This is a genomic window from Embleya sp. NBC_00896, from assembly GCF_045207785.1.
Taxonomy (GTDB): Bacteria; Actinomycetota; Actinomycetes; order Streptomycetales; family Streptomycetaceae; genus Embleya.
In genome coordinates this window covers 1,616,510-1,641,599 of record NZ_CP108777.1, presented here as the reverse complement: position 1 = coordinate 1,641,599, position 25,090 = coordinate 1,616,510, and the positions used below count along the sequence as shown (strand labels likewise).

General features: G+C 72.8%; 21 protein-coding genes and 2 pseudogenes. 18 read left to right on the top strand and 5 right to left on the bottom strand.

All coding sequences use genetic code 11. From position 1 onward, the window contains the following. The first annotated feature begins 101 nt into the window (after positions 1-101). The 8 genes and pseudogenes from OG928_RS40655 to OG928_RS40620 all read left to right on the top strand — a co-directional run bounded on the left by OG928_RS40655 (position 102) and on the right by OG928_RS40620 (position 8,834). Complete coding sequence (locus OG928_RS40655) at positions 102-1,046, top strand: reductase (RefSeq protein WP_331767034.1); 945 nt, start codon at positions 102-104, stop codon at positions 1,044-1,046. 1 nt (position 1,047) lies between these two features. Then, the gene (locus tag OG928_RS40650) at positions 1,048-1,938 is read left to right on the top strand and encodes an aldo/keto reductase (RefSeq protein ID WP_331767033.1); all 891 of its coding nucleotides are present in this window, start codon (positions 1,048-1,050) and stop codon (positions 1,936-1,938) included. 73 nt (positions 1,939-2,011) lie between these two features. Next, positions 2,012-2,459: pseudogene (locus tag OG928_RS40645) on the top strand (DUF6596 domain-containing protein); the annotation flags it as partial. Positions 2,460-2,989: 530 nt separating this feature from the next. After that, positions 2,990-4,093: a substrate-binding domain-containing protein gene (locus OG928_RS40640; RefSeq protein WP_331767032.1), complete on the top strand. Its 1,104-nt coding sequence runs from the start codon at positions 2,990-2,992 to the stop codon at positions 4,091-4,093. Between the two features lie 131 nt (positions 4,094-4,224). Beyond that, positions 4,225-5,028, top strand: coding sequence for an ATP-binding cassette domain-containing protein (locus OG928_RS40635; protein WP_331768285.1), 804 nt, complete (start codon positions 4,225-4,227; stop codon positions 5,026-5,028). Next, the gene (locus OG928_RS40630) at positions 5,025-6,287 is read left to right on the top strand and encodes an ABC transporter permease subunit (RefSeq protein ID WP_331767031.1); all 1,263 of its coding nucleotides are present in this window, start codon (positions 5,025-5,027) and stop codon (positions 6,285-6,287) included. The genes OG928_RS40635 and OG928_RS40630 overlap by 4 nt, the downstream gene beginning before the upstream one ends. 56 nt (positions 6,288-6,343) lie before the next feature. Continuing rightward, on the top strand, positions 6,344-7,525 hold the full coding sequence (locus OG928_RS40625; protein ID WP_331767030.1) for an ROK family protein: 1,182 nt from the start codon (positions 6,344-6,346) through the stop codon (positions 7,523-7,525). A 391-nt stretch (positions 7,526-7,916) separates the two neighbouring features. Beyond that, positions 7,917-8,834 carry an SDR family oxidoreductase gene (locus tag OG928_RS40620; RefSeq protein ID WP_331767029.1) on the top strand — a complete coding sequence of 306 codons (918 nt, stop codon included), beginning with the start codon at positions 7,917-7,919 and terminating at the stop codon, positions 8,832-8,834. Positions 8,835-8,852: 18 nt separating this feature from the next. Here the strand turns inward: OG928_RS40620 and OG928_RS40615 are convergent, their stop codons facing one another. Then, complete coding sequence (locus tag OG928_RS40615; protein WP_331767028.1) at positions 8,853-9,761, bottom strand: zinc-binding dehydrogenase; 909 nt, start codon at positions 9,759-9,761, stop codon at positions 8,853-8,855. Positions 9,762-9,966: 205 nt separating this feature from the next. Here OG928_RS40615 and OG928_RS40610 point away from each other — a divergent pair, with 205 nt between their 5' ends. The 7 genes from OG928_RS40610 (at position 9,967) to OG928_RS40580 (ending at position 17,836) form a co-directional block, all read left to right on the top strand. Then, positions 9,967-11,076, top strand: a complete 1,110-nt coding sequence (locus OG928_RS40610; protein WP_331767027.1) for a PP2C family protein-serine/threonine phosphatase — start codon at positions 9,967-9,969, stop codon at positions 11,074-11,076. Positions 11,077-11,448: 372 nt separating this feature from the next. After that, positions 11,449-12,228, top strand: coding sequence for a 3-oxoacyl-ACP reductase FabG (fabG, locus tag OG928_RS40605; RefSeq protein WP_331767026.1), 780 nt, complete (start codon positions 11,449-11,451; stop codon positions 12,226-12,228). After that, positions 12,222-13,400 (top strand): acyl-CoA dehydrogenase family protein, encoded by a 1,179-nt coding sequence (locus OG928_RS40600; protein ID WP_331767025.1) that lies wholly within the window; start codon positions 12,222-12,224, stop codon positions 13,398-13,400. Before fabG ends, OG928_RS40600 begins: the two co-directional genes overlap by 7 nt. Further along, complete coding sequence (locus OG928_RS40595; RefSeq protein WP_331767024.1) at positions 13,397-14,560, top strand: acyl-CoA dehydrogenase family protein; 1,164 nt, start codon at positions 13,397-13,399, stop codon at positions 14,558-14,560. The genes OG928_RS40600 and OG928_RS40595 overlap by 4 nt, the downstream gene beginning before the upstream one ends. 107 nt (positions 14,561-14,667) lie before the next feature. Next, entirely contained in the window at positions 14,668-15,120 is a 453-nt protein-coding gene (locus tag OG928_RS40590) for a MaoC family dehydratase (protein WP_331767023.1), read from the top strand. Positions 15,121-15,278: 158 nt separating this feature from the next. Continuing rightward, positions 15,279-16,820, top strand: coding sequence for a long-chain fatty acid--CoA ligase (locus tag OG928_RS40585; RefSeq protein WP_331767022.1), 1,542 nt, complete (start codon positions 15,279-15,281; stop codon positions 16,818-16,820). Continuing rightward, positions 16,817-17,836 carry an NADP-dependent oxidoreductase gene (locus OG928_RS40580; RefSeq protein ID WP_331767021.1) on the top strand — a complete coding sequence of 340 codons (1,020 nt, stop codon included), beginning with the start codon at positions 16,817-16,819 and terminating at the stop codon, positions 17,834-17,836. The genes OG928_RS40585 and OG928_RS40580 overlap by 4 nt, the downstream gene beginning before the upstream one ends. An 87-nt stretch (positions 17,837-17,923) precedes the next feature. On the opposite strand, the gene OG928_RS40575 is transcribed toward OG928_RS40580, so the two are convergent. Both OG928_RS40575 and xylB read right to left on the bottom strand, forming a co-directional pair. After that, positions 17,924-19,150: an ROK family transcriptional regulator gene (locus OG928_RS40575; protein WP_331768284.1), complete on the bottom strand. Its 1,227-nt coding sequence runs from the start codon at positions 19,148-19,150 to the stop codon at positions 17,924-17,926. A gap of 71 nt (positions 19,151-19,221) precedes the next feature. Then, positions 19,222-20,649 carry a xylulokinase gene (gene xylB, locus OG928_RS40570; RefSeq protein ID WP_331767020.1) on the bottom strand — a complete coding sequence of 476 codons (1,428 nt, stop codon included), beginning with the start codon at positions 20,647-20,649 and terminating at the stop codon, positions 19,222-19,224. A gap of 216 nt (positions 20,650-20,865) precedes the next feature. On the opposite strand from xylB, the gene xylA reads away from it, so the two are divergent. After that, positions 20,866-22,041, top strand: a complete 1,176-nt coding sequence (gene xylA, locus OG928_RS40565) for a xylose isomerase (RefSeq protein WP_331767019.1) — start codon at positions 20,866-20,868, stop codon at positions 22,039-22,041. A 30-nt stretch (positions 22,042-22,071) separates the two neighbouring features. Here the strand turns inward: xylA and OG928_RS40560 are convergent, their stop codons facing one another. Next, positions 22,072-23,046 (bottom strand): zinc-binding dehydrogenase, encoded by a 975-nt coding sequence (locus OG928_RS40560; RefSeq protein WP_331767018.1) that lies wholly within the window; start codon positions 23,044-23,046, stop codon positions 22,072-22,074. Between the two features lie 86 nt (positions 23,047-23,132). On the opposite strand from OG928_RS40560, the gene OG928_RS40555 reads away from it, so the two are divergent. Beyond that, positions 23,133-23,603, top strand: coding sequence for an ankyrin repeat domain-containing protein (locus OG928_RS40555; protein ID WP_331767017.1), 471 nt, complete (start codon positions 23,133-23,135; stop codon positions 23,601-23,603). A gap of 227 nt (positions 23,604-23,830) precedes the next feature. After that, positions 23,831-24,484, top strand: coding sequence for a M15 family metallopeptidase (locus OG928_RS40550; RefSeq protein WP_331767016.1), 654 nt, complete (start codon positions 23,831-23,833; stop codon positions 24,482-24,484). A gap of 165 nt (positions 24,485-24,649) precedes the next feature. On the opposite strand, the pseudogene OG928_RS40545 reads toward OG928_RS40550, so the two are convergent. Further along, positions 24,650-25,051: pseudogene (locus OG928_RS40545) on the bottom strand (helical backbone metal receptor); the annotation flags it as partial. Positions 25,052-25,090: the final 39 nt, after the last annotated feature.

Genomic DNA, 25,090 nt, shown 5'->3' with positions numbered 1-25,090 from the left:
CGTCGGCGCTCGTCGACACTCATCGGTCGCCAGTTCTCCTTACAACCAGGTAAGCAAGTGGTCAGTTCCACTGATGACTCTAGGCGACCAGACTCTGAGCCATGCGAGAGACATGTGTGATCGGGGGAAGCCGATACTTCGGCCGCCGGCTGGTCGAGCTGCTGCGCGACGGCGGGGACCGGGTGACGGTCGTCAACCGCGGATCCGTCGCGCCGCCGCCCGGGGTCGAGCAGCTGATCGCCGACCGCGACGACGCGGCGGCCCTCGACGCGGCCCTCGGCGGGCGCGACTTCGACGTGGTCCTGGACCAGGTCTGCTACACCCCGGCCCAGGCCGCCGTCGCCCGTACGGTCTTCGCGGAGCGCACCGGCCGCTACGTGATGACCTCCACGATGGAGGTCTACGACCCGGCGACGTCCGACGCGATCGCACCCGCCCGGGCCGGGGAACCGGTCGTCGAGGAGCGGGTGGACCCGACGGCGTGGCCGGTCGACGCGGCGCTGTGGCGGGACCCCGAGCGCGCAGCCCGGTCGCTGACGCCCGAGGCGCACTACGCCGAGGGCAAGCGCCAAGCCGAGGCGGTCTTCTCGGCCGACCCCGTCTTCCCGTACGTCAGCGTGCGCAGCGCGCATGTGCTCGGCGGCGGCGCCCGGGACTTCACCGGCCGCCTCGCGTACTACACGGAGCGGATCGCGGACCGGCGCCCGGTCGACGTCCACCGCGATCCGATGCCGACATCGTTCGTCGACTGCGACGAGATCGCCGATTTCCTGCACTGGGTCGCGGGCGCGGACTTCGTCGGCCCCGTCAACGCCTGCGCGCACGGCGAGTTCACGGTGACCGACCTGTGCGAACTGGTCGCGGCGCGGGTGGGCGTCGATCCGGTGTACCGGGTCGTCGACGACGTGCGGGCGTCGCCGTACTCGTTCGACCGCTACTACGCGATGGACAACGGTCGGGCCGAACGGCTCGGTTTCACCTTCCACGACGGTACGACCCGGCTTCGCGCGGCGATCGCCGCGGCCGTGGCCCGGACAGGGGCATGACATGCGTACACGCGCAATCGGCGGCGTCGACGTCGGCGTGATCGGCCTCGGGGCCATGCCGCTGTCGATCGAGGGGCGCCCCGACCCGGAGCGGGCCGTGGCCACCATCCACGCCGCGCTCGACGCCGGGGTCACGCTGATCGACACCGCGGACTCCTACCACCGCGACGCCGACGAGGTCGGCCACAACGAGCTGCTGATCGCTCGGGCGCTGGCCGAATACGGCGGCGACACCTCCTCCGTGCTGGTGGCCACCAAAGGCGGACGCGGTCGACCCGGCGACGGGTCCTGGACCGTGACCGGCACACCCGAGCATCTGATCCGAGCCTGCCACGCCTCGGTGGCCCGGCTCGGGGTGGACAGCATCGGGTTGTACCAGCTGCACAAACCGGACCCGTCGGTCCCCTGGGCCGAATCGGTGGGCGCACTGCGCGAGTTGCTCGACGCGGGCACGATCCGGGCGGCCGGGATCTCGAACGTCGACGGCCCGCGGATCCGCGAGGCTCGGGCGATCCTCGGGGACGGGTTGGTCTCGGTACAGAACCGGTTCTCGCCCGGCTTCCGCGCCGGCGAGGAAGAGCTGCGGCTGAGCGAGGAACTGGGCCTGGCCTTCCTGCCGTGGAGCCCTCTGGGCGGAATCTCGCGCAGTTCGCTCGACGGGGCGTCGGGCGCGACCTCGGCGGGCACCGCGTTCCACGAGGTCGCCGCCGAGTACGGGGTGAGCCCGCAGCGGGTGTGCCTGGCCTGGCTGCTCGCGCACAGCCCGGCGCTGGTCGCGGTCCCCGGGGCGAGCCGCCCGCAGACCATCCGGGACTCGGCCGCGGCTGCGGATCTGGTGCTGGATCCGGACAGCCTGGCGCTCCTGGACGGCGCCGCGGCACCCGCCGCGTAATCGGTGAGCCACCACCGACCGCCTGCCGATACCCCGCGCCGCGCGATACGGCCGACCCGGCGGTGACCGGACCGTGCCCGCCGAGGCGCCCGCCGTCGCGCGCGTGCAGTCGTCCGTCGAGTCGGTGTTCCCTGAGGAGCGCGGCCGACTGCCGGCCTCTCTCGTGCGCCGCTTCGGCGACCTCGACCCGGCCGAGAAGGTGACCTCCGAGGCGATCGGGGCGGCGCTGGTGCACTGGCCGTCGACGGTGTTCCGGCCAAGGCCGGGGCCTGGTTGCCGACGAGCTGCCGGAGCGCCTGCCGGGAGTGCTTCAGGTCCTGTACTCGATCTTCACCCAGGGCTACGCGGCCGGCTCGGGCCCGGACCTACAGCGGCCCGACGTGGCCGAGGAGGCCATCCGGCTCGCGCGGATCCTGCGCCGGTTGCTGCCCGCCGAGCGGAAGGTGGCCGGACTGCTCGGGCTGATGCTGCTCATCCACGCCCGACGCGAGGCCCGGACCGGCCCGGACGGCGAGCTCGTGCCATCCGCACCGCGTCACCTACCCGCGCCGTTGGGCCCCGCCAGGGCGATCACCGACCCCGCGGGCAGCCGGAGCGAACAGCCGTGCAACGCCCGGCTCTTCCCGTACCGCTTGCCGAGGCCCGCGGTCTCCGGGGCCGGTCTCCCGCTCGCGCCCCCGAGCGGAAGACCGGCCTCTTCTAAGTTGCGGCTCGAAACTTAATCGGTACAGCGGAGCCACGCCGCCGGGTTCGACAGCCGAAGTCAACGGACGCCAACTACGTGCCGTGATGTTGACTCTCGAAGACTAAACGGGCATCCAACCATTTTTTCGCCCGATTACGTTTCCCAACTGTTACCGAAGTCGGCATTTCTCGCGGGTTCCAGGGTCTAGCGAACACCCTGCCGGGCTATTACGTTGTCGCCCACAACATTTAAAGGCGAGGTCGCCTTCAGTCACACCAACGCGCAGTCGCAGCAAGCCGCACCACCTCCGCGATGCCTCCACGTTCCCCCCGCCGGCTCCCCGGCGCGCGCCCGAAGGGATCCACCATGCGCAAGAGGTTCCTCGTGTCCGTCTCCGCCTGCGCCGTGCTCGCCGCAGGCACCCTGTCCGCGTGTTCGGACGACTCCGGCTCCGGCTCCGGCTCCGGTTCCGACGGCAACAAGAAGGCGAAGATCGGCGTGATCCTCCCGGACAGCAAGACGTCCGGCCGGTGGGAGAACAACGACCGCAAGTACCTCACCGACGCGTTCAAGGCGGCCGGCGTCGACTACGACATCCAGAACGCGCAGGGCGACAAGTCGCAGTTCCAGACACTCGCCGACCAGATGATCACCAACGGCGCCACCGTGCTGGTGATCGTCAACCTGGACAGCGGGACCGGCAAGGCCGTCCTCGACAAGGCCAAGTCGCAGGGCGTCGCGACGATCGACTACGACCGACTGACCCTCGGCGGCAGTGCGCAGTACTACGTCAGCTTCGACAACGTGAAGGTCGGCACCCTGATGGGCCAGGGCATCGAGAAGTGCCTGTCGGCCGCGAACGCGCAGAAGCCGACCATCGCGATGCTCAACGGCTCGGCCACCGACAACAACGCGACCCTGCTCAAGCAGGGCTACGACGCGGTGCTCAAGGCCAAGTTCGACTCCGGTGAGTACATCAAGGGCCCGGACCAGGCGGTGCCGGAGTGGAACAACACCGAGGGCGCCAACATGTTCGAGCAGATGCTCACCCAGTCGCCGAACATATCCGGCGTGGTCGCGGCCAACGACGGACTCGGCAACGCCGCGATCTCGATCCTCAAGAAGCAGAAGCTCAACGGCAAGGTGCCGGTCACCGGACAGGACGCGGAGACCACGGCGCTGCAGAACATCCTCGCCGGCGACCAGTGCATGACCGTGTACAAGGCGATCAAGAAGGAGGCCGACGCGGTCGCCGGGCTCGCCGTCGCACTCGCCAAGGGCGAGAAGCCGGCCGTGCCCGCGGTCGTCCGCGACCCCGAGGGCAAGCGCGACGTGCCGTCCGTGCTCCTGGAGCCGGTGCCGATCTACAAGGAGAACGTCAAGGACGTGATCGCCGACGGCTACGTGACCAAGGAGACCCTGTGCACCGGCGCCTACGCCGCCAAGTGCACCGAAGCCGGCATCAGCTAGCGCCATACGCAAGGTGGTTCGGCCCGGAGTCGGCGCCCACGAGGGGCCGGCTCCGGCCGCCGCACCGCCCCCTGCCGCCCACCCCACCGGCAGCATCCCGTCGAGGTCAGCGAGGAGCCCGCATCGTGGCCCTGTCCCCCACCCCCGCACCGCCGCCCGCATCGGCACCGGTGCTCGAACTACGCGGTGTCAACAAGAGTTTCGGCGCCGTACACGTCCTGCGCGACGTCGACCTGTCCGTCTACGAGGGCCAGGTCACCGCACTCGTCGGCGACAACGGCGCGGGCAAGTCGACCCTGGTCAAGTGCATCGGTGGAATCCACTCCGCCGACTCCGGCGAGTACTTCTTCAACGGCGAGCCGGTCACCGTGCACAGCCCGCGCGACGCGGGCGATCTCGGCGTCGAGATCGTCTACCAGGACCTCGCCCTGTGCGACAACCTGGACATCGTCCAGAACATGTTCCTGGGTCGCGAGAAGCGCCGCGGCTGGGTCCTGGACGACGACAGCATGGAGCAGATCGCCGAGGAGACCCTCGCCGGCCTGTCCGTGCGGACCGTCTCCTCGATCCGCCAGCGCGTCTCCAGCCTGTCCGGCGGCCAGCGGCAGACGGTCGCGATCGCCAAGGCCGTGCTGTGGAACAGCAAGGTCGTCATCCTGGACGAACCCACCGCCGCGCTCGGCGTATCGCAGACCGCGCAGGTGCTCGAACTGGTCCGCCGACTGGCCGACAACGGCCTCGCCGTCGTGCTGATCTCACACAACATGAACGACGTGTTCGCCGTCGCCGACCGGATCGCGGTCCTGTACCTGGGGCGCACCGCGGCGCAGGTCAGCACGAGCGAGATCACGCATTCCCAGATCGTCGAACTCATCACGTCGGGACAGACCGAGGCAGTCGGACCCGCCGCGGGCCGGAACGGAGTGAACCGATGACCAGCAGCGTGCTGCCTCTCGCCGAGAAGAAGGACACATCGGCGGCCGAATCGCCGGTCGTCACGCACGTCAAGGGCTACCTCGCCCGGCTGCGCGGCGGCGACACGGGCGCGATGCCCGCGGTGCTCGGACTCACCGTGTTGTGCACGGTGTTCTCGATCATGCGGCCGCGCTTCCTGAGCGCGGGCAACTTCGCGAACCTGTTCACCCAGGGCGCGGCGGTCACGGTGATCGCGATGGGCCTGATCTTCGTCCTGGTGCTCGGCGAGATCGACCTGTCGGCGGGCTTCGCGAGCGGGGTGTGCGCGGCGGTGCTCGCGGTGCTGATGGACGAGCACGGCTGGCCCTGGTACTTCTCCGTGCTCGCCGCCCTGGTGATCGGCGTGGTGATCGGGCTCGTGCTCGGGATCCTGGTCGCCAAGGTCGGCATACCCTCGTTCGTGGTCACCCTCGGCGCGTTCCTGGCCTTCCAGGGCGTGGTGTTGCTGCTGGTCAAGGGCGGTACGAACGTCCCGGTGCGGGACTCGACGATCCTGGCCGTCTCCAACCGCAACCTCGCGCCCGTCGTGGGCTGGCTGCTGGCCGCGGCGGCCGTCGGCGGGTATGCGGCGCTGCAACTGCGCCGCAATCGCAGCCGGGTGCGGCGCGGCCTGAGCGCCGAGCCGATCGCGATCACCGGAATCCGCGTCGGCGTGCTGGCGGTCGCGGTCGGGCTCGCGGTGTTCGTGCTCAACCAGGAGCGCAGCCGCAACGTGGTGATCTCCTCCCTCAAGGGCGTCCCGATCGTGGTCCCGGTCCTGGTCGTGCTGTTGCTGGTGGGTACGTTCGTGCTGCGCCGCACGCCGTACGGGCTGAGCCTGTACGCGGTCGGCGGCAACCGCGAGGCGGCCCGGCGCGCGGGGATCAACGTGGACCGCGTGCGCATCTCGGCCTTCGTGATCTGCTCCACCATGGCCGCGATCGGCGGGATCGTCGCCGCGTCGCGCGCCAACTCGGTGGACTCGAACACCGGCGGCAGCAATGTCCTGTTGTATGCGGTGGGCGCCGCGGTGATCGGCGGCACCAGCCTGTTCGGCGGCAAGGGGCGCGTCCTGGACGCCGTGCTCGGCGGCGCGGTGGTCGCGGTGATCGACAACGGGATGGGGCTTATGGGGTACAGCGCGGGCGTCAAGTACGTTGTGACCGGCGTCGTGCTGCTCCTCGCCGCCGGGGTGGACGCCCTGTCGCGGCGGCGGGCCGAAGCCGCCGGGCTGCGGTGACGCCGCCCTCCCCCTCGAGCGACGCCACGGATGAGAAAGGCAGGGTCCGCAGCCCCATGCGCGCAGCGCCCACCCAGGAGGACATCCGCAGGCAGAACCTGGGGGCGCTGCTTCGCCACGTGCACGTGCTCGGACCCACCACCCGGGCCCAGTTGACCGCGGGCATGGGGCTCAACCGCAGCACGATCGGCGCACTCACCGCCGACCTGGCCGCCGCGGGCCTGATCGTCGAGGAGCAGCCGCGCGACACCGGGGGCGCGGGGCGCGGTCGGCCCTCGCTCGTGGTGCGGGCGCAGTCCCGGCGGGTGTACGTGTACGCGTTCGTGATCGGCGTGGACCGGGTCGTCGCGGCCCGGGTGGGGCTCGGCGGGATGATCCTGGACCGCCGCGAACTCCAGCGCCCCGGCGCCCGGTTCTCGCCGAAGGAGGTCGCCGACGCGCTCGGCGGCTTCGTCGCGCAGATGCGGCTGACCACGCCGCCCGACGGGGTGTGCGTGGGCGCGGGGGTCGCGGTGTGCGCGATGGTGCGGCGCTCCGACGGGACGATCCCGGAGGGCCCCACCCCGGACTGGCGCGACGAACCGCTGGGCGAGCGGCTCACGGCGGCGGTCGGCACGGTGGTCATGGTCGGCAACGACGCCGACCTCGGGGTGCTCGCCGAGCACACCCGCGGCGCCGCCGTGGGCTGCGACGACGTGATCTACCTGCACGGCGACGTGTGCATCGGCGGGGGCATCCTGTCCGCCGGGCGGCCGGTCACCGGCGGCGACGGATACGCGGGCGAGGTCGGCCACCTGGTGGTCAACCCGGACGGCCGCCCGTGCCGGTGCGGGTCGCGCGGCTGCTGGGAGGCCGAGATCGGCGAGTTCGCGTTGACGCGCGGCACCGCCAAGCACGCGATAGGCGGCCTGGCCGACGCGGCGGCGCGCGGCGATCAGGACGCCGAGGAGGGGCTGCGCCGGGTCGGCGACCGGCTCGGTCTGGGGGTGGCCAACCTGGTCAACATCCTCAATCCACAGATGGTGGTCTTCGGCGGGACGCTGCGCGAGGTCTACCTCGCCACCGCCGCCCAGGTCCGCAGCCGGCTCAATCGCACCAGCCTGGCCGTCACACGCGAACACCTCAAACTCCGCACCGCCGCGCTCGGCGACGACGCCCCGCTGTACGGCGCCGCCGAACTCGCCTTCGCCCGGCTCCTGGAGAATCCGCTGGAGCCCGCCCTGGAACCGGCCGACTGACGGGCCTCGGCCCAGGGGGCCCGAAGACACACCCCGGCATCGACGGCGTGCGTCCGGTCCGCGAACCGCGTGCCGGGCGTGCGCCGGACAGCGCGCCGGGGGGCGCGCGGTCACGCGATCGAGTGGACTCGTCCGCGCGTACGCCCATTCGAGTGGCGCCGATGCCCGAGCGGCGTGGGGCGCCCTGTTTCATGTCCCCGTATGGACCGCCGCGTCCGACGTGGTGCATCGCGCCCGAGCATCATCCGGACGTGGCGGTCGGTCACACCTTGCTCGCGTCGTCGAAAACCCGTGATCGCCCCGGGAGCGAATGCTGACCGGCAGGTGTCAGGAATTGCGGTCACCATGGTGGGGATGGGGCTCGGACACGACACGAACGTGAGGTATTCGCATGTCGACGACGACACTCGGCGGCAAGGTCGCCCTCGTGGCGGGAGCGACTCGGGGTGCGGGGCGCGGTATCGCGGTCGAGCTCGGGGCGGCCGGCGCGACGGTCTACGTCACCGGGCGCAGTACGCGTAGCGCGCGCTCGGAGTACGACCGCCCGGAAACCATCGAGGACACCGCCGACCTGGTCACCGCGGCGGGCGGGCTGGGCATCGCGGTGCCCACCGACCACCTGGTCCCGGAACAGGTGAAGGCCCTGGTGGACCGGATCGAGGCGGAGCAGGGCCGGCTGGACGTGCTCGTCAACGACATCTGGGGCGGCGAGCTGCTCTTCGCGTGGGACGCCCCCGTGTGGGAACACGACCTCGACAAGGGCCTGCGGCTGCTCCGCCTCGCGGTGGAGACGCACGCGATCACCAGCCACCACGCCCTGCCGCTGCTGCTGCGCACCCCCGGCGGCCTCGTGGTCGAGATGACCGACGGGACCACCGAGTACAACCGGGACACCTACCGGGTGTCCTTCTTCTACGACATCGCCAAGTCGTCGGTGCTGCGGATGGCCTTCGCCCTCGGCCACGAGCTGGGCCCGCGCGGCGCGACCGCCGTCGCGCTGACGCCCGGGTGGCTGCGCTCGGAGATGATGCTCGACAACTACGGTGTGACCGAGGCCAATTGGCGGGACGCGCTGAAGATGCAGCCGCACTTCGGCATCTCCGAGACCCCGTTCTACGTCGGGCGCGCGGTCGCGGCGCTGGCCGCCGATCCCGAGGTCGCCCGCTGGAACGGACAGTCGCTGTCCAGCGGACAACTCGCCGGGGTGTACGGCTTCACCGATCTGGACGGCAGCCGGCCCGACGCCTGGCGCTACCTCGTCGAGGTACAGGACGTCGGAAAGCCCGCCGACCAGACCGGCTACCGCTGAGCGCGTTCGCTCCCGGCCTCAGCTCAGGGTGAGCACCGCCTTGCCGCGGACCTGCCGCCCGAGCAGCAGCGAGGTGGCCTCGGCGATCTCCGCCCAGTCGGCCTGCCAGTCCACCGGGGCGTGCAGGAGTCCCTCCGCGAGCAGACGGACGACGTAGGCGAGATCGGCGGCCGAGTCCCCGCCGCGCCGGAAGCCGATGATCGAGGCGCCGGGGCCGATCAGGTCGTAGGACGAGAAGCTCGCCCGCGCGCCGGACGCGGCGCCGACGCTGATCACCTTGGCGTCCGGCGCGAGGTGGTGCACGAGGTCGGTCAGCAGCGGGCCGCCCACGTTGTCCACGAGGACGTCCAGCGGCTCGGCCGGTTTCTCGTCGGCGCCCAGGACGTGGTCGGCGCCGAGCTCGGTCAGGCCCTGCCCGCGTTCGGGGCCGCCGACGAACGCGTACACCTCGGCGCCCGCGAGGTGCGCGAGCTGTACCGCGAACGTGCCCACGCCGCCGGAGGCGCCGGTGACGCCGACCCGCATGCCGGGCAGTACCTCCGCCCGGCGCAGCGCGCGCAGCGCGGTCACCGCCGCGACCGGCAGGGTCGCGGCCGCCGCGAAGGAGACCTCGTCGGGCAGCACGGCCAGTTCGTCGACGTGGACGGTGCGCAGCTCGGCCCAACCGGCGGTCCAGCCGAAGGTGACCACGCGCTCCCCGACGCGCGGTCCGCGCCCGGAGGCGGCGGCCCGCTCGACGACGCCGGCGGCGTCCCATCCGGGGATGGTGCCGTTCGGCGTGTCCCCCTCCACCTTGGGCAACTCGCCGAGGTTCAGCGAGATCGCGGCGACCCGCACGACCACCTCGTCGGGTTCGGGAATCGGCTCCGGCACGGTGTCGAGCCGGATTCGGCCGGGCTCGGCGTGGTCGACGACGAGAGCGCGCATCGGTCTACTCCCCGGGTTGGGTTCGGTTTGCTTCGATCCGCAACCCGCGTGCTCCCGAAGGCATTCCGCCGTTCGGCCGAATCTTTTCGGCGAAGCGACGGGGCCGGTGGGCGGTGTCGGTGGGTGGGGCCGGTGGGGCGGCCGGACGCCCACGTCAGCCGTGTGGCGTAGCTGGAGGTGGGGTGGATCGGGAAAGGGCTCGGTGATGAGTGCGACCCCGATCGGCGGCGAGGGCAACGGCAGCGTGCTGCGGCAGGCGATTCCGCTGCTGCCGGGCGTGCTGTTCGTCGTGCTGGTCGTGGTCGACTTCACCACTCCCGACGAGTTCCGAACCGACACGATGTTGTGCCTGGTACCGATGACCGCCTCCAGCCTGACGTCCGTGGGCGCGACCACCATCTACGCGATCGTCTCGGCGCTGACCTTCTCGCTCCTGGACCCGCTGCTGAACGAGGGCGGGGACGCGCGCGACTGGGCCGGGTTCGTCGTGGTCATCCTGGGCGGCGTGATCGCGGTGGTGACCGCGCTGTTGCGGACCCGGTTGCAAGAGCGGGTGTCGCGGCTGGGCAACGTGGTCGAGCACGTCCAACGCGCGCTGTTGCCACCGGTCCCGCCGGTGGTCGGCGGAGTGCGGGTGGCGCGCGGCTACCTGGCGGCGGAGCGGGACGCGGAGGTCGGCGGCGACGTGTACGACATCGTGGACACGCCGTACGGGACGCGCGCGTTCATCGCGGACGTGCAGGGCAAGGGCCTGACCGCGGTGGGCGCGGGCGGAGCGCTGGTGGGCACCTTCGGCGAGTCGGCGTGCGCCGAGCCGGACCTGTGGGCCGCCGGGGGTCGGATGGGTGACCGGTTGGAGCGCTTCGGCCGGACCCAGATCCAGCTGGGCGCGCCGGACACGGACTGGTTCGCGACCGCCCTGCTCGCCCAGTTCGGCGCGGACGGCTGGGTCGAGCTGGTCAACTACGGCCACGAGCCGCCGGCGCTGATCGGCCCGGACGGCGTGCGCTGGATCGATGTCGATCCGGCGCTGCCGCTGGGGCTCGCGGGCCTCGTGCCGAAGGAGGGCCGGCCGCCGGTGTTCCGATTCCGGATGAAGCCCACCGAATTGCTGTTGCTGTACACGGACGGCACGACCGAGGCCCGCGACGACGCCGGCCGCTTCTTCCCGCTGCGCGAGTGGATCGCCGAGCATGTCGACGCGCACCGGTCGGGCGAGGCCCTGCTGACCGACCTCCAGCACGCCCTGCTCGAACACGGCGGCGGCCGGCTCACCGACGACGCGGCCCTGATGGTGCTGCGCCCGGGAGCGTGAGCGCTCCCGGGCGAGCGGCTCACACGGGCCGATCGATCGTCGGTCGATCGATCGTCGACTCCGCCGGCGCGCAGGTCGACCGACTCGTCGAGGCAGCCGTTCATTCTTGTGCGCATTCAACGGATCGCCGCTCACCCGAACGAGTTCGGGTAGGGCTCTAGCCTTGATACCGACCGGTCGGTACCGTGACAGACGCAGGATGAAACCCGTTCCCCGTTACCGAAGCACGTGCAAACCGACCGGTCGGCACCTCGTTCACCGGGCTCGCGGGACGTGCGTCGGGGCGGTCCGAACGCGGCATTCGACGGCCGACCAGTGCCGGTCACCGCACCACCGACGGTGACCGGCGACGACCCGGAGGACCCCGTACCCATGACCGAGAACACTCCCGTGCCCGCGAGCGCTCCGCGCGTGGCCATCGTGACCGGCGCCGCGCGTGGGATCGGCGCGGCCACCGCGCGCCGGCTCGCCGCCGACGGCATGGCCGTGGCCGTGCTCGACCTCGACGAGGCCGCGTGCGAGGACACCGTGGCGGCGATCGTCGCGGCCGGCGGCCGGGCCGTCGCCGTGGGCGCGGACGTCACCGTCGGCGAGCAGGTCGACGCCGCCGTCGCGCGCGTCGTGGACGAGCTCGGCGCCCCCACCGTCCTGGTCAACAACGCCGGTGTGATCCGCGACAACCTGCTCTTCAAGATGTCCGACGGCGACTGGGACACCGTCATCGACGTACACCTGCGCGGCGCGTTCCTGATGTGCCGCGCCGTCCAGGCGCACATGACGGCAGCCGGCTACGGCCGAATCGTCAACCTGTCCAGCTCGTCGGCACTCGGCAACCGCGGCCAGGCGAACTACTCCGCGGCCAAGGCGGGCCTCCAGGGCTTCACCAAGACGCTCGCGTTCGAACTGGGCAAGTTCGGTGTCACCGCCAATGCCGTCGCACCCGGCTTCATCGTCACCGACATGACCGCCGCCACCGCGGCCCGGGTCGGGATGGGGTTCGAGGACTTCCAGCGGGCCGCCGCCGAGCAGATCCCGGTGCGGCGCGTCGGTCGGCCCGAGGACGTCGCGCACACGATCGCGTTCCTGGCCGGCGAGGACGCGGGCTTCGTGTCCGGACAGGTCGTCTACGTCGCGGGCGGCCCGCTGTGCTGACCGCCCGGGAACTCGACGAGCGGGTCGACGCGTTCATCGCGGCCCACCCGGACACCACCGACCCGCTCGGCTACCTGCGGGACCGCTTCGACGCGGGCCTCGCCTGGGTGCACTACCCGGTGGGCCTCGGCGGCCTCGACGCGCCGCGCGCGCTGCAACCGGCCGTGGACGCGCGGTTCGTCGCGGCCGGCGCGCCGTCCAACGACCCGGGCCGGATCGGCATCGGCCTGGGCATGGCCGCGCCGACCGTGCTCGCGTACGGCACCGACGAGCAACGGGCCCGCTGGCTGCGGCCACTGTGGACCGGCGAGGAGGTGTGGTGCCAACTCTTCAGCGAGCCCGGCGCCGGCTCCGACCTCGCCGCGCTCGGCACCCACGCGGTGCGCGACGGCGACGAGTGGGTGGTCGACGGCCAGAAGGTGTGGACGTCGATGGCACACGAGGCCCGCTGGGCCATCCTGGTCACCCGCACCCATCCCGACCTGCCCAAGCACCGCGGCATGACGTACTTCGTGTGCGACATGACCGCCCCCGGCGTCGAGGTCCGACCGCTGCGCCAGGCCACCGGCGAGGCCGAGTTCAACGAGGTCTTCCTCACCGGCGTGCGCATCCCCGACGCGCACCGCCTCGGCGAAATCGGCGACGGGTGGAGCGTCGCGCGCACCACGCTGATGAACGAACGCGTGGCGATCGGCGGCGGCGCGTCCCCGCGCGAGGGCGGCATGATCGGCATCGCCGCCGACACCTGGCGCGAGCGTCCCGAACTGCGCACCGCCGGCCTGCACGACCGGCTCCTTCGGCTGTGGGTCGAGGCCGAGGCGGCCCGGCTGACCTCGGAACGGCTGCGGCTGCACCTGGCGGCGGGCGACCCGGGTCCGGAGGGTTCCGCGGCCAAGCTCGCTTACGCGCACCTGAACCAGGAGATCTCCGGCCTGGAGGTCGACCTGCTCGCCGAGGAGGGTCTGCGGCACGACGAGTGGACGATGCGGCGCCCGGCCTCGGTGGACTTCACCACCCGCTCGCCCGGCTACCGATACCTGCGCGCCAAGGGCAACTCGATCGAGGGCGGCACCTCGGAGATCCTGCTCAACGTGATCGCCGAGCGCGTCCTGGGCCTGCCGTCCGAGATTCGCGTCGACAAGGACGCCGCGTGGAAGGACCTCCCCCGATGAGCCCGACCAGCCCGACCGGCGTGACGAACCTGACCGGCGTGACGAGCCTGACGAGCCCCATCGAGCACCTGATCCACAGCGCGGAGGAGGACGAACTCCGGGCCGGGGTACGGGACCTGCTCACCGAACGGGTACCGCTCGCGGCGCTGCTCGCCCGGATCGAGACCGACGAGCCGTACGACCCCAAGCTGTGGCGCGTGCTCGCCGAGCAGATCGGCGCGGCCGGTCTCGCCATCGCCGAGGAGCACGGCGGCAGCGGCGCGACCTGGCGCGAAACCGCCGTGGTCATGGAGGAGTTGGGCCGCGCGGTCGCACCGACCCCGTTCCTGGGCAGTGCCGTGCTCGCGACGGCGGCGCTGCGGCACGTGGGCGCCGGCGAGCCGCTCGCCGACCTCGCGTCGGGCCGGCGGGTCGCGACCCTCGCGGTGTCGTTCGCGTCCGTGCCGGGAGCGCGACTCCCGTACGAGGTGCGGGCCGACGACGACACCCTGGTCGGCACCGTGCGGTCGGTCGTGGACGCGGGCGGCGCCGATCTGCTCGTCGTACTCGCGACCACCCCCGACGGGCCCGTCCTGTACGCGGTCGACTCGGGTCACCCGGGCGTCGATCGGCGGCCGGTGGTCTCGCTCGACCTGACCCGGCCGCTGACCGACCTCGTGCTCACCGGCGTACCGGGCACGCCGCTCGCGCGCGGCGCGGACGCCGAGGCGGCGGTCGCGACCGCGATCACCACCGGCGCCGCGCTGTTGGCGTCCGAGCAGCTCGGCCTGGCCGACCACTGCCTGGAGAGCACGGTCGCCTACATGAAGACCCGGCACCAGTTCGGCCGCCCGGTCGGCTCGTTCCAGGGTCCCAAGCACCGACTGGCCGCGCTGTGGGTGTCCGTCACCCAGGCCCGTGCCGTCGCCCGGTATGCCGCCGCGTGTGTGGCCGCCGGAGATCCCGACACCGCGATCGCGGTGGCCGTCGCCCAGGCGCACTGCTCGGAGATCGCGGTCCGGGCCGCCGAGGAATGCGTCCAGTTGCACGGCGGCATCGGGTTCACCTGGGAGCACCACGCACACCTGTACCTCAAGCGCGCCAAGGCCGACTCGCTCGCGTTCGGCACCCCCGACCGCCACCGGGCGTTGCTCGCCGATCTGGTGAACCTGCCCGCCTGAAGCCGTGACCGGGACCGGGACCGGGACCGCCGACCCCGGCGGCACCGCACTTCCCCAGCGCCCAGCCCGCAGCCCGCAGCCCGTAATCCGGAAGAGGAAGGAGCATCATGCGCGTCTTCGAGAACATCACCGAGGTGTTCGCGGCCAAGGGTGAGTCGCTCGGTTCGAGCGACTGGCTCACGATCGATCAGGACCGGATCAATCGGTTCGCCGACGCGACCGGCGATCGGCAGTGGATCCACGTGGACGTCGAGCGCGCCAAGGACGGCCCGTTCGGCACGACCATCGCGCACGGCTATCTGACCCTGTCGCTGATCCCGGTCCTGGCCGCCGAGTTGTTCCAGGTGCGCGGGGTGCGGATGGGCGTCAACTACGGCACCGACAAGGTTCGCTTCCCCGCGCCCGTCCCGGTCGGCGCGCGGATCCGGGACAACGCGGTGCTGGTCGACGTCGCCGAGGTCGCGCAGGGCGTGCGGCTGACGGTCCGGCACACGATCGAGATCGAGGGCCTGGCCAAGCCCGCGTGCGTCGCGGACACGCTGTCGCTCGTCGTCCCGTAACACCCGACCGGCCGACCGGCCGACACCCGACCGCCCGGTCCGCCCGACCGCGCGATCCGCCCGGCGGGACGACCGCGCGCTCCGCGTACGTCGGGACGATCCGCGCGTCGCGGCGAGCCCCGCATCCCCCGGAACCACCCGACCAGGAAGGATCACGCGTGAGTTTCAACCTCGCCGCCATGCTGCGCGAGTCCCGCCTCGCGACCCCGGACACGGCGTGTCTGATCCACCAGGGCAAGCCGGTCACCTACCGCGAACTCGACGACCTCAGCACCCGGTTCGCGCGCGGGCTGAGGGCGCGCGGGCTGGGGCCCGGGGACGTGTTGGCCATGACCCTGCCGAACGTGCCCGAGTTCGTGGTCGCCTACTTCGGCGCGCTCAAGGCGGGCGTGACGGTCATGCCGCTCAGCCCGCTGCTCAAGGCGACCGAGATCGAGTTCCACCTGACCGACTCCGGCGCCCGCGTCCTGATCGCCTTCGACGTGTTCGCCGCCGAGGCCCTGGGCGCGGCCGGAAACGTCGCGGGCACCACGGTCCACATCGTCACGATGACCGAGGGCGGCCCGGTGCCGCCGGGCACGGTCCCGTTCGGCGAACTGCTGCCGGACGGGCCGCCGGATCGGGCCGAGTGGGTCCGCGGCGACATCGAGCCCACGTCGAGTGACGACACCGCGGTCCTGCTCTACACCAGCGGCACCACCGGACGGCCCAAGGGCGCCGAGCTGACGCACTTTCAGCTGTACATGAACTGCACCGTCTCGGGCGAGCTGTTCGGCGTGGTGCGCGGCGACGTGTCGCTGGGCGCGCTGCCGCTGTTCCACGTGTACGGCCTGTCCGGGGTGCTCAACACGTGTGTGCGCTACGGCGGGACGGTGTCCCTGGTACTGCGGTTCGAGGCGCAGAGCGTGCTCGACCAGATGGTCCGGGACGGCGTCAGCGTGGTCGTGGGCGTGCCGACGATGTACGTCGCGCTGCTGGGCGCCGACCGCACCGGGCGCGACCTTTCCCGGCTGCGGGTGGGCAGTTCGGGCGGCGCGTCGATGCCCGGCGAGGTCCTCCGCGCGTTCGAGGAGGCGTTCGGGATCGTCATCCTGGAGGGCTACGGCCTCTCCGAGAGCGCGAGCACCGCGACCTTCAACCAGGGCGTCGACGCCCGGCGCGTACTGTCCGTCGGCAAGCCGATCTGGGGCGTGGAACTGCGCGTAATCGGTCTCGACGACCTGCCGCTGCCGCCCGGCGAGGAGCACGTCGGCGAGATCCTGCTGCGCGGGCACAACATCATCACCCGCTACCGCGACAACCCGGAGGCGACCGACGAGGCGTTCCGCAACGGCTGGTTCCACACCGGCGACCTCGGCTACCTCGACAAGGACGGCTACCTGTTCGTGGTCGACCGCAAGAAGGACCTGGTCATCCGGGGCGGCTACAACGTCTACCCGCGCGAGGTCGAGGAGGTGCTGTACACGCACCCCGCGATCGCCGAGGCCGCAGTGATCGGGACACCCGACGAAAGACTCGGCGAGGAGGTCCTCGCCGTCGTGTCGCTGCGCCCGGGCGCGGCGGCCGAGCCCGACGAGGTCATCGCGTTCTGCAAGGAGCGGATGGCCGCGTACAAGTACCCCCGAATAGTGCGCATCGTCGAGGAGCTGCCGAAGGGCGCTTCCGGCAAGATTCTCAAGAAGGAGTTGCGTTCCGCATGACCGTGCCCGCCGACCTGACCAATCGACAGATCCGACTGGCGGCCCGCCCGTTCGGGCTGCCCAAGCCCGGCGACTGGGAACTCGTCACCGAAGCGGTGACCGAGCCCGAGGACGGCCGGCTGCTCGTGGAGGTCTCACACATCTCGCTCGACCCCGCGATGCGCGGCTGGATGAACGACGTCCGCTCGTACATCCCGCCGGTGCGGATCGGCGAGGTCATGCGCGCCGGGGCGATCGGGCGCGTCCTCGCGTCGCGCCACCGCGACTTCGCGGTCGGCGAGCACGTGTACGGCGAGTTCGGGGTGCAGGAGTACGCGGTCTCCGACGGCCGCGGCGTGCGGCGCGTGGATCCGGACGCCGCACCGCTGCCGACCTACCTGGGCACGCTCGGGATCACCGGCCTGACCGCGTACTTCGGCCTGCTCGACATCGGCGACCCACAGCCGGGACAGACCGTGCTGGTGTCCGGCGCGGCGGGCGCGGTCGGCAGCGTCGTGGGGCAGATCGCCAAGCTCAAGGGCTGCCGGACGGTCGGCATCGCGGGCGGCGCCGAGAAGTGCCGTTTGCTGGTCGAGGAGTTCGGGTTCGACGCGGCCGTGGACTACAAGGCCGAGGACCTCAAGGACGCGCTGCGCAAGCACTGCCCGGACGGCGTGGACGTGTACTTCGACAATGTCGGCGGCGACATCCTCGACGCCGCGCTGGCCCGGTTGGCGCGCGGCGCGCGCGTGGTGATCTGCGGCGCGATCTCGCAGTACAACAACACCGAGCCGACGCCGGGCCCGTCGAACTACCTGTCGCTGCTGGTCAATCGCGCGTCGATGACGGGCATGGTGGTCTTCGACTACGCGGACCGCTACGCGGTGGCGGCGGCGGAGATGGCCGGCTGGCTCGCGGACGGTCGGCTGCGCTCGCGCGAGGACGTCGTCGAAGGTGACGTCACGGCCTTCCCCGAGACGCTGCTTCGGCTCTTCTCGGGCGCGAACGTCGGCAAGCTGGTGCTGCGGATCCGGTGACGCCCGGCCTCGGCCTCGATGCGTTCGCGCGCGGCGAGTAGCCCGCGCTCAGCGGCCGGTGGGGCGGCCGGTTTTCGCCTGGTTCGGTCACGGTGGGGCGCCCTGCTCCGCGCCGCCGCGGGCTCGGGGCGGGCCTGCGGCGAACGTCGCGGGGTCGTCGATGATCCGCCGGATCGTCGCGCCGGCCGCGCCCAGGAGCGGGGCGCGGCGGCCGAGCCGGGACGCGGTCAGGGCCTCGGGAGGCCACGGGCGTACGGTCACCCGCGCCGCCAGTTCGCGACGCATCGCCGGGAGCAGCCACTCGCCCAGCTCGGTGACCGCGCCGCCCAGGACGACGCCGGCCGGGTCGATCAGGTTGATCGCGCCGGCGAGGGCCGTGCCGAGTGCCGATCCGGCGCGGTCCAGGGCCGCGCGCACGGCCGGGTCGCCGTCGCTCGCGTGCCGGGCGAGGAGGGCGATCGGGTCGCCGGGGCAGGCGGCGGAGTCGGGGGCGTCCGCGAGGCCGGCCGCGGCCAGCACGGCCGCCTCGCCGGCGTACTGCTCCAGGCAGCCGCGCGCGCCGCACGGGCACGCGGGGCCGTCCGGGTACACGGGGACGTGGCCCAGTTCGCCCGCGAAGCCGCGCGCGCCGCGGAAGAGCCGGCCGTCGGCGACCACGGCCGCGCCGATGCCCGCCTGCGCCGAGACGTAGACGAAGTCGGTCGCGTCGGGGTCGTCCCACAGTTCGGCGAGGGCCCCGAGGTTGGCCTCGTTCTCGATCGTCAGCGGCAGCGCGCGCAGGCCGGCCGGCAGCAGCGCGCGCAGCGGTTCGGCCACCGGTTCGCCGCGCCAGCCCAGGTTGGGCGCGTGCTCCACCGTGCCCGGTACCGCGCCGACCAGGCCCGGCACGCTCAGCACGAGCGCGGCCGGGCGCAGCTCGTGCGCGGCGGCCGCGCGGACGGCCCGGGCGGCCACCCGGGCGAGCGCGGTCAGGGTCGCGGGCGCGGGGCGGTCGCGGTTGGCGGCGTCGGCGCGCACCCACGCGCGGACCTCGCCGCGCAGGTCCACCACGCACGCGCCGACGTGGTCGACGCCGATCTCCAGGCCGAGTCCGGCGGGCCCGCGGTCGCCGACCATCAGCGCGCGGCCCGGCCGGCCCGGGCGTCCGCTCGGGGCCGCGCCCACCTCGGTGACCAGGCCCGCGGCGCGCAGTTCCTCGACCAGGCTGGAGACCGCGGCGCGGGTGAGCCCGGTGCCGGCGGCGACGTCGGCGCGCGAGAGCGGGCCGCGTGCGGCCACGTCGCGCAGCACCAGGGCGAGGTTCTGCCGACGCATGCCCTGTTGGGAGGCCGGGGAGGGGTCGGGCCTCGGTGGTTCGGTCGCGCCGCGCACTTCGGCCTTTCTCGTCAGGGCCGGCCGGGCGCGGCGTCGAACAGGTTCCCGGCGTTGTGCAGGGTATCCGCGATGCGTTGAAGGGCCGCGTCGTCCCTGGGCAGCGGCTCGAGCAGGGGTCCCTCGGCGGTGCCCCAGCGGCGCGCGACGGCGTCGGCGGCCTCGCCGGTGAGCAGCCCGGCGGCCTGGGCCGCGGCGCCGAGGGCGACGAGTTCGTCGGCGACCGGGATCCGGACCGGGCGGCCGGACAGCCGGTGGACGGTGTCGCGCCACGCGTTGCCCCGGGCGCCGCCGCCGATCAGCAGCAACGGCACGTCGCGGTCGATGGGTTCGCCGCCCGCGCGGAGCACGTCGTCGAGCGCGGTGAGCAGTGCGTGGGCCGCGCCGTCGTAGGCGGCCTGGAGCAGTTGGCCGCCGGTGGTGTCGTGCCGCAGGCCGTGGATCAGGCCGGCCGCGTGGGGCAGGTTGGGGGTGCGTTCGCCGTCGAGGTAGGGCAGGACGACGGTGTCGCCGGCGGGTTCGACGGCGTCCCGGTCGCGGCCCAGGAGGTCGGCGATCCGGTCCACGGCGCGCGTGCAGTTGAGGGTGCAGGCCAGGGGCAACCAGCCGGCGAGCGCGTCCGCGAAGCCGGCCACGGTGCCGGTCGGGTCGGCGGGGCGGCCTCGGGTGACCGCGTACGCGGTGCCCGAGGTGCCGAGGCTGACCACGGGCACGCCGGGGGTCAGGCCCAGGCCGAGGGCGGCGGCCATGTTGTCGCCGGTGCCCGGGGCGACCGGGGTGCCCGGGCGCAGCGGGGTGCCGGGGCGGGCGGGCACGGCGGTGCCGGGCGCGACCACGGTGGGCAGGAACTCGACGGGCAGGCCGAGGTGTTCGAGCAGGGCGGTGTCGTAGCCGGCCGGGGTCCACCAGCCGGTGCCGGAGGCGTCGCCGCGATCGGTGCGGGCCTCGCCGGTGAGGCGTTCGGTGAGGTAGTCGTGCGGCAGGCGGACGGCGGCGACGCGGCGGGCGGCCTCGGGTTCGTGTTCGGTGAGTCGGCGCCACTTGGCGGCGGTGAACGCGGCGGTGGGTACGCTGCCGGCCCGCGCGGCCCACGCGGCGGCGCCGAACTCGGCCACCAGGGCGGCCGCCTGGGGCGCGGCGCGGACGTCGTTCCACAGCACGGCGGGGCGGACCGGGGCGCCGGCGGCGTCGAGGGTGACCAGGCCGTGTTGCTGGCCGGCGATCGAGACGGCGTCGGCGCGGTGGGCCCAGGTGGTCGCGGCGAGGGCCGTGGACAGGGCCTGCCACCACTGCTCGGGGTCGCTTTCGCGGGCGGCTCCGGTGGTGACGTGGTGGGGCGCGCGCCCGGTGCCCAGGACCGCGCCGGTGTCGACGTCCACGGCGACGGCCTTGGCGGCCTGGGTGGAGCTGTCGACACCGATGACCACGCGCCGTGCGCCCATGCTGCCTCCCGTTGGTCTCGACCGGGCCGGGGTCGGCTCGGAGTCGGTCCGGCCCGGGGTTCCGCCCGGCTCGGGTTCCGTCCGGCCCGGGGTTCCGTCCGGCATCCGGCTCGGGTTCCGCCCGGCTCGATTCGATACTAGTTTGTTTTCCGCGTTTACTAATAGGCTTCGCAGCCTTCGGCGTGCTGCGCGCGCCTCGACCCGGGAGCGGCGACCATGACGGACCCCTTCACCCCGACCCCCGACGATCGCTTCACCTTCGGCCTGTGGACCGTCGGCTGGCCGGGCCGCGACCCGTTCGGCGACGCGACCCGGCCGGCCCTCGACCCGGTGGAGTCGGTCACCCGGCTCGCCGAGCTCGGTGCGTACGGCGTGACGTTCCACGACGACGACCTGATCCCCTACGGCAGCGGCGCGGGCGCGCGCGAAGCGCACGTCAAGCGGTTCCGGCAGGCGTTGGACGCGACCGGCCTGAAGGTGCCGATGGCGACGACGAACCTGTTCACCCACCCGGTGTTCAAGGACGGCGCGTTCACCGCCAACGACCGCGACGTGCGGCGGTACGCGCTGCGCAAGACCATCCGCAACATCGACCTCGCGGTCGAACTGGGCGCCGAGACCTACGTCGCCTGGGGTGGTCGCGAGGGCGCGGAATCCGGCGCCGCCAAGGACGTTCGGGTCGCGCTCGACCGGATGAAGGAGGCATTCGACCTGCTCGCCGACTACGTCCTGGGCCAGGGCTACGACCTGCGCTTCGCGGTCGAGCCCAAGCCCAACGAGCCGCGCGGCGACATCCTGTTGCCCACCATCGGCCACGCGTTGGCGTTCATCGAGCGGTTGGAACACCCCGAACTGGTCGGCGTGAACCCGGAGGTGGGCCACGAACAGATGGCCGGCCTCAACATCGCGCACGGCGTCGCGCAGGCGCTGTGGGCGGGCAAGCTGTTCCACATCGACCTCAACGGCCAGACCGGCATCAAGTACGACCAGGACCTGCGCTTCGGCGCGGGCGACGTCCGCCAGGCGTTCTGGCTGGTCGACCTGCTCGAATCGGCCGGCTACCGGGGCCCCCGCCACTTCGACTTCAAGCCCCCGCGCACCGAGGACATCGACGGCGTCTGGACCTCGGCGGCGGCCTGTATGCGCAACTATCTGGTGCTGAAGGCGAAGGCGGCGGCCTTCCGCGCGGACCCGGAGGTTCGTGCCGCGCTGACCGCCGCCCGCCTGGACCGACTCGCCGTGCCGACCCTGTCCCCCGGCGAATCCGTGACCGACCTGCTCGCGGATCGCTCCGCGTTCGAGGACTTCGACGTCGACGCGGCGGCGCGGCGCGGGATGGCCTTCGAGCACCTGGACCAACTCGCCATGGACCATCTGCTCGGCACCCGCTGAGCCGGGCGCGCTGCGGTCGGCGGCCGGCGGCTACACGGTCAGTACCACCTTGCCCTCGGCCCGGCGGGATTCCAGCGCGGCCTGGGCGTCGGCGGCGCGGCTCAGGGGGAACCGGGTGAGCAGTGGGGTGAGCCGGCCCGCGGCGGCCTCGGCGAGGGATCGGGTCTGCAACTCGCGCCAACCGCCCGCGGGAAGCATGTTCGGGCCGATCGCCCAGGTGACGGTCAGTTGGCGCTCGACGAGGTCGCGGGTGGTGATCTCGGTCGGCTCGCCCGCCGCCCAGCCGTGCAGGAGGAAGCGACCACCGGGGCCGAGCAGTTCCAGGGCCTGCCGGCCGGTGGTCCCGCCGACGCCGTCGAGGACGGCGGTCACCTCCCGCCCGTCCAGTGCCGCACGCACCCGCGCGGGCCAGTCGCCCGCCCGGTAGTCCACCGCGACGTCGGCGCCCAGCTCCCGGACCCGCGCCACCTTCGCCGCGCCGCCCGCCACGCCCACCACGACCGCGCCGGCCCGGTGCGCCGCCTGGACGAACAGGCTGCCGAGGCCGCCGGCCGCCGACATCACCAGCACGACGTCGTCGGCGGACAGTCGGGCGACCCCGAGGACGCCCTGGGCGGTGGCGCCGGTCGTGATCATCGCCACGGCGGTGTCGGCGTCGACGTGATCGGGGATCGGATGAAGCAGGTCGACGCCGGCGAGCGCCCGCTCGGCGTACCCGCCGTGCGTCCCCAGCTGCGCCACCACCCGGCGCCCCAGCCATCGGGCGTCCACGCCAGGGCCCACCGCCCCCACCACGCCGGCGACCTCCGCGCCGGGCGTGTACGGCAGCTCGGGCGGCTCGTGCGGGCCCACGCCGACACCGCGCCGGAACACGGTCTCGATGAACTGGACGCCGCTCGCCTCCACATCGACGCGCACCTGCCCGGCGCCGGGCACCGGGTCGGGCACGATCTCGTGGCTCAGGTTCTCCGCGGGGCCGAACGCGTGCAGTCGGGTTGCGTACATGTGATCTACTCCCAAGTCCGCCCGTCGGCCCGTGCCGTCGAGTACGAAGATCACTATGGAACCTCAAGTCGACTAGAGGTCAAGCGATGGACATCGCCGAGTGGGATCCGCGAGCGCCGGGAGGCGAGGCGTTCCACGCCCTGGAGCGCGACGACGCCGACGGTGTGCGCGAACTGCGCGAACTGCTCGCCCGGGGCGCCGACATCGAGGCGCCCGATCCCCGCTCGCGGTACTTCGACGGTCAGACCCTGTTGATCGCCGCGGCGGGACGCGGGCGCGCCGACCTCGTGCGGCTGCTGTTGGCGCTGGGAGCGGACGTCGACGCGCGATCCGCGTCGGGCTGGACCGCGCTGATGCGCGCCTGCAACGGCGGGGACCTGGAGTGTTCCCGGCTGCTGCTCGACGCCGGCGCCGACCCGGAGCTCCGCAACGACGAGGGGTACACCGCCTACGGGCGGATCCCGGGCACCCGGGTCGAGCTGCTGCGGCTGCTCCGCGAGCGCGGCGCGCGCGACCCGCGACCGGGCCGGGCGGGACCGCCACCCGGCGGCGCGTGAGCTGGTGCCGCGCCCGGCAACGTTTGCCCCGTCGCGGTGTTCGGTGCGGTGCCTCGGCGTGGCGCCGGAACGTTCTCGTACTGGAGTACTTGGACGTTTCGGCGGTGCGGCGAGGGGCCGTGCCGGGCGCCGCGACGGGGTGAACGTTGCCGGGCGCGGCACCAAGCACCAACCACCCGTGGTCACCTCACCGTTCGACCGTCACCGGCTCGCGAGATGATCACCGCATGCACGAGATCATCCTGATGTCCGACCCGCGCGTCGCCGCCGTACCCGTCCGGGAGTCCGGCGAGCCCCTCGTGGACGTCCGCCTCGACGGCTCGCTTCTCGTCGACCACCGCCAGGCCGAAGAGGCGACGACCTTCGCGTTCCTGCGCACCGGCGTACTCGACCGGCTCGTCAAGGCCCAGGCGACGCTGCCGCCCGGGCTGCGCCTGTTGTTCGTCGAGGGCTACCGGCCACCGGCATTGCAGGCGCACTACTTCGAGGAGTACGCGAACGAACTGCGCGCCGCGCACCCCGACCGGTCGGCCGAGGAAATCCGCGTCGCCGCGAGCCGCTACGTCTCCCCGCCCGAGATCGCCCCGCACAGCGCCGGCTCGGCGGTCGACCTGACCCTCGCCGACGCGGACGGTCGCGAACTCGACCTCGGCACCCCGATGAACGCGAGCCCCGAGGAGAGCGCCGGCGCCTGCTACACCGCGGCCGACAACATCACCGACGAGGCCCGCGCCAACCGGGGCATACTGGGCGCCGCGCTGACCGAGGCCGGCCTGGTGAACTACCCCACGGAGTGGTGGCACTGGTCCTACGGCGACCGCTACTGGGCGCTGCTCACCGACTCCCCCAGCGCCCTGTACGGCCCCCGCGAACTCGACTGAACCCCGAGCCCGACCGGAACCGGCGGCGGAACTCTTCTCCACCCTCCGCACGGCGCTGCGACTGCGCTGAGTCGGATCCGATCGGATTCCGATCCTGATCGGACCTGTCGGACCTGATCGGACGGGACCGGACCGGACCGTACCGATACCGCCGCAGGCACCCGACCATGTGGCCCGGGAACGCCCGAGCCAGTCGGGGACGGGCAGCCGACACGCGCCGGCCAGCATGCGCTCCAGCGCGGTGAACGCCTCGTCCAGACCGCGAACCCGGGTCACCCATACGGCGATTCCGGCGTCCCGCAGTGCGGCCAGGTCGGCCGCGCGGTTCTCCTCCTCGTTGGCGAGGACGACGTCGGGGGCGAGCGCGCGGATCGCGGCGACGTCGGGGTTCTTGGTGCCGCGGATCCGCACCACGTCCAGGTCGGCCGGGTGCGAACACCAGTCGGTCGCGCCGACGAGCAGACCGGGCGCGGTCGCCGCCACCGCCTCGGTCAACGACGGCACGAGGGAGACGACGCGGCGGACGTCCGCCGGCACGGACACGGTCGAGCCGAGATCGTCGAGCATGCGCCGACCCTACGCGGGCACACCACCGGACGCCGCGTC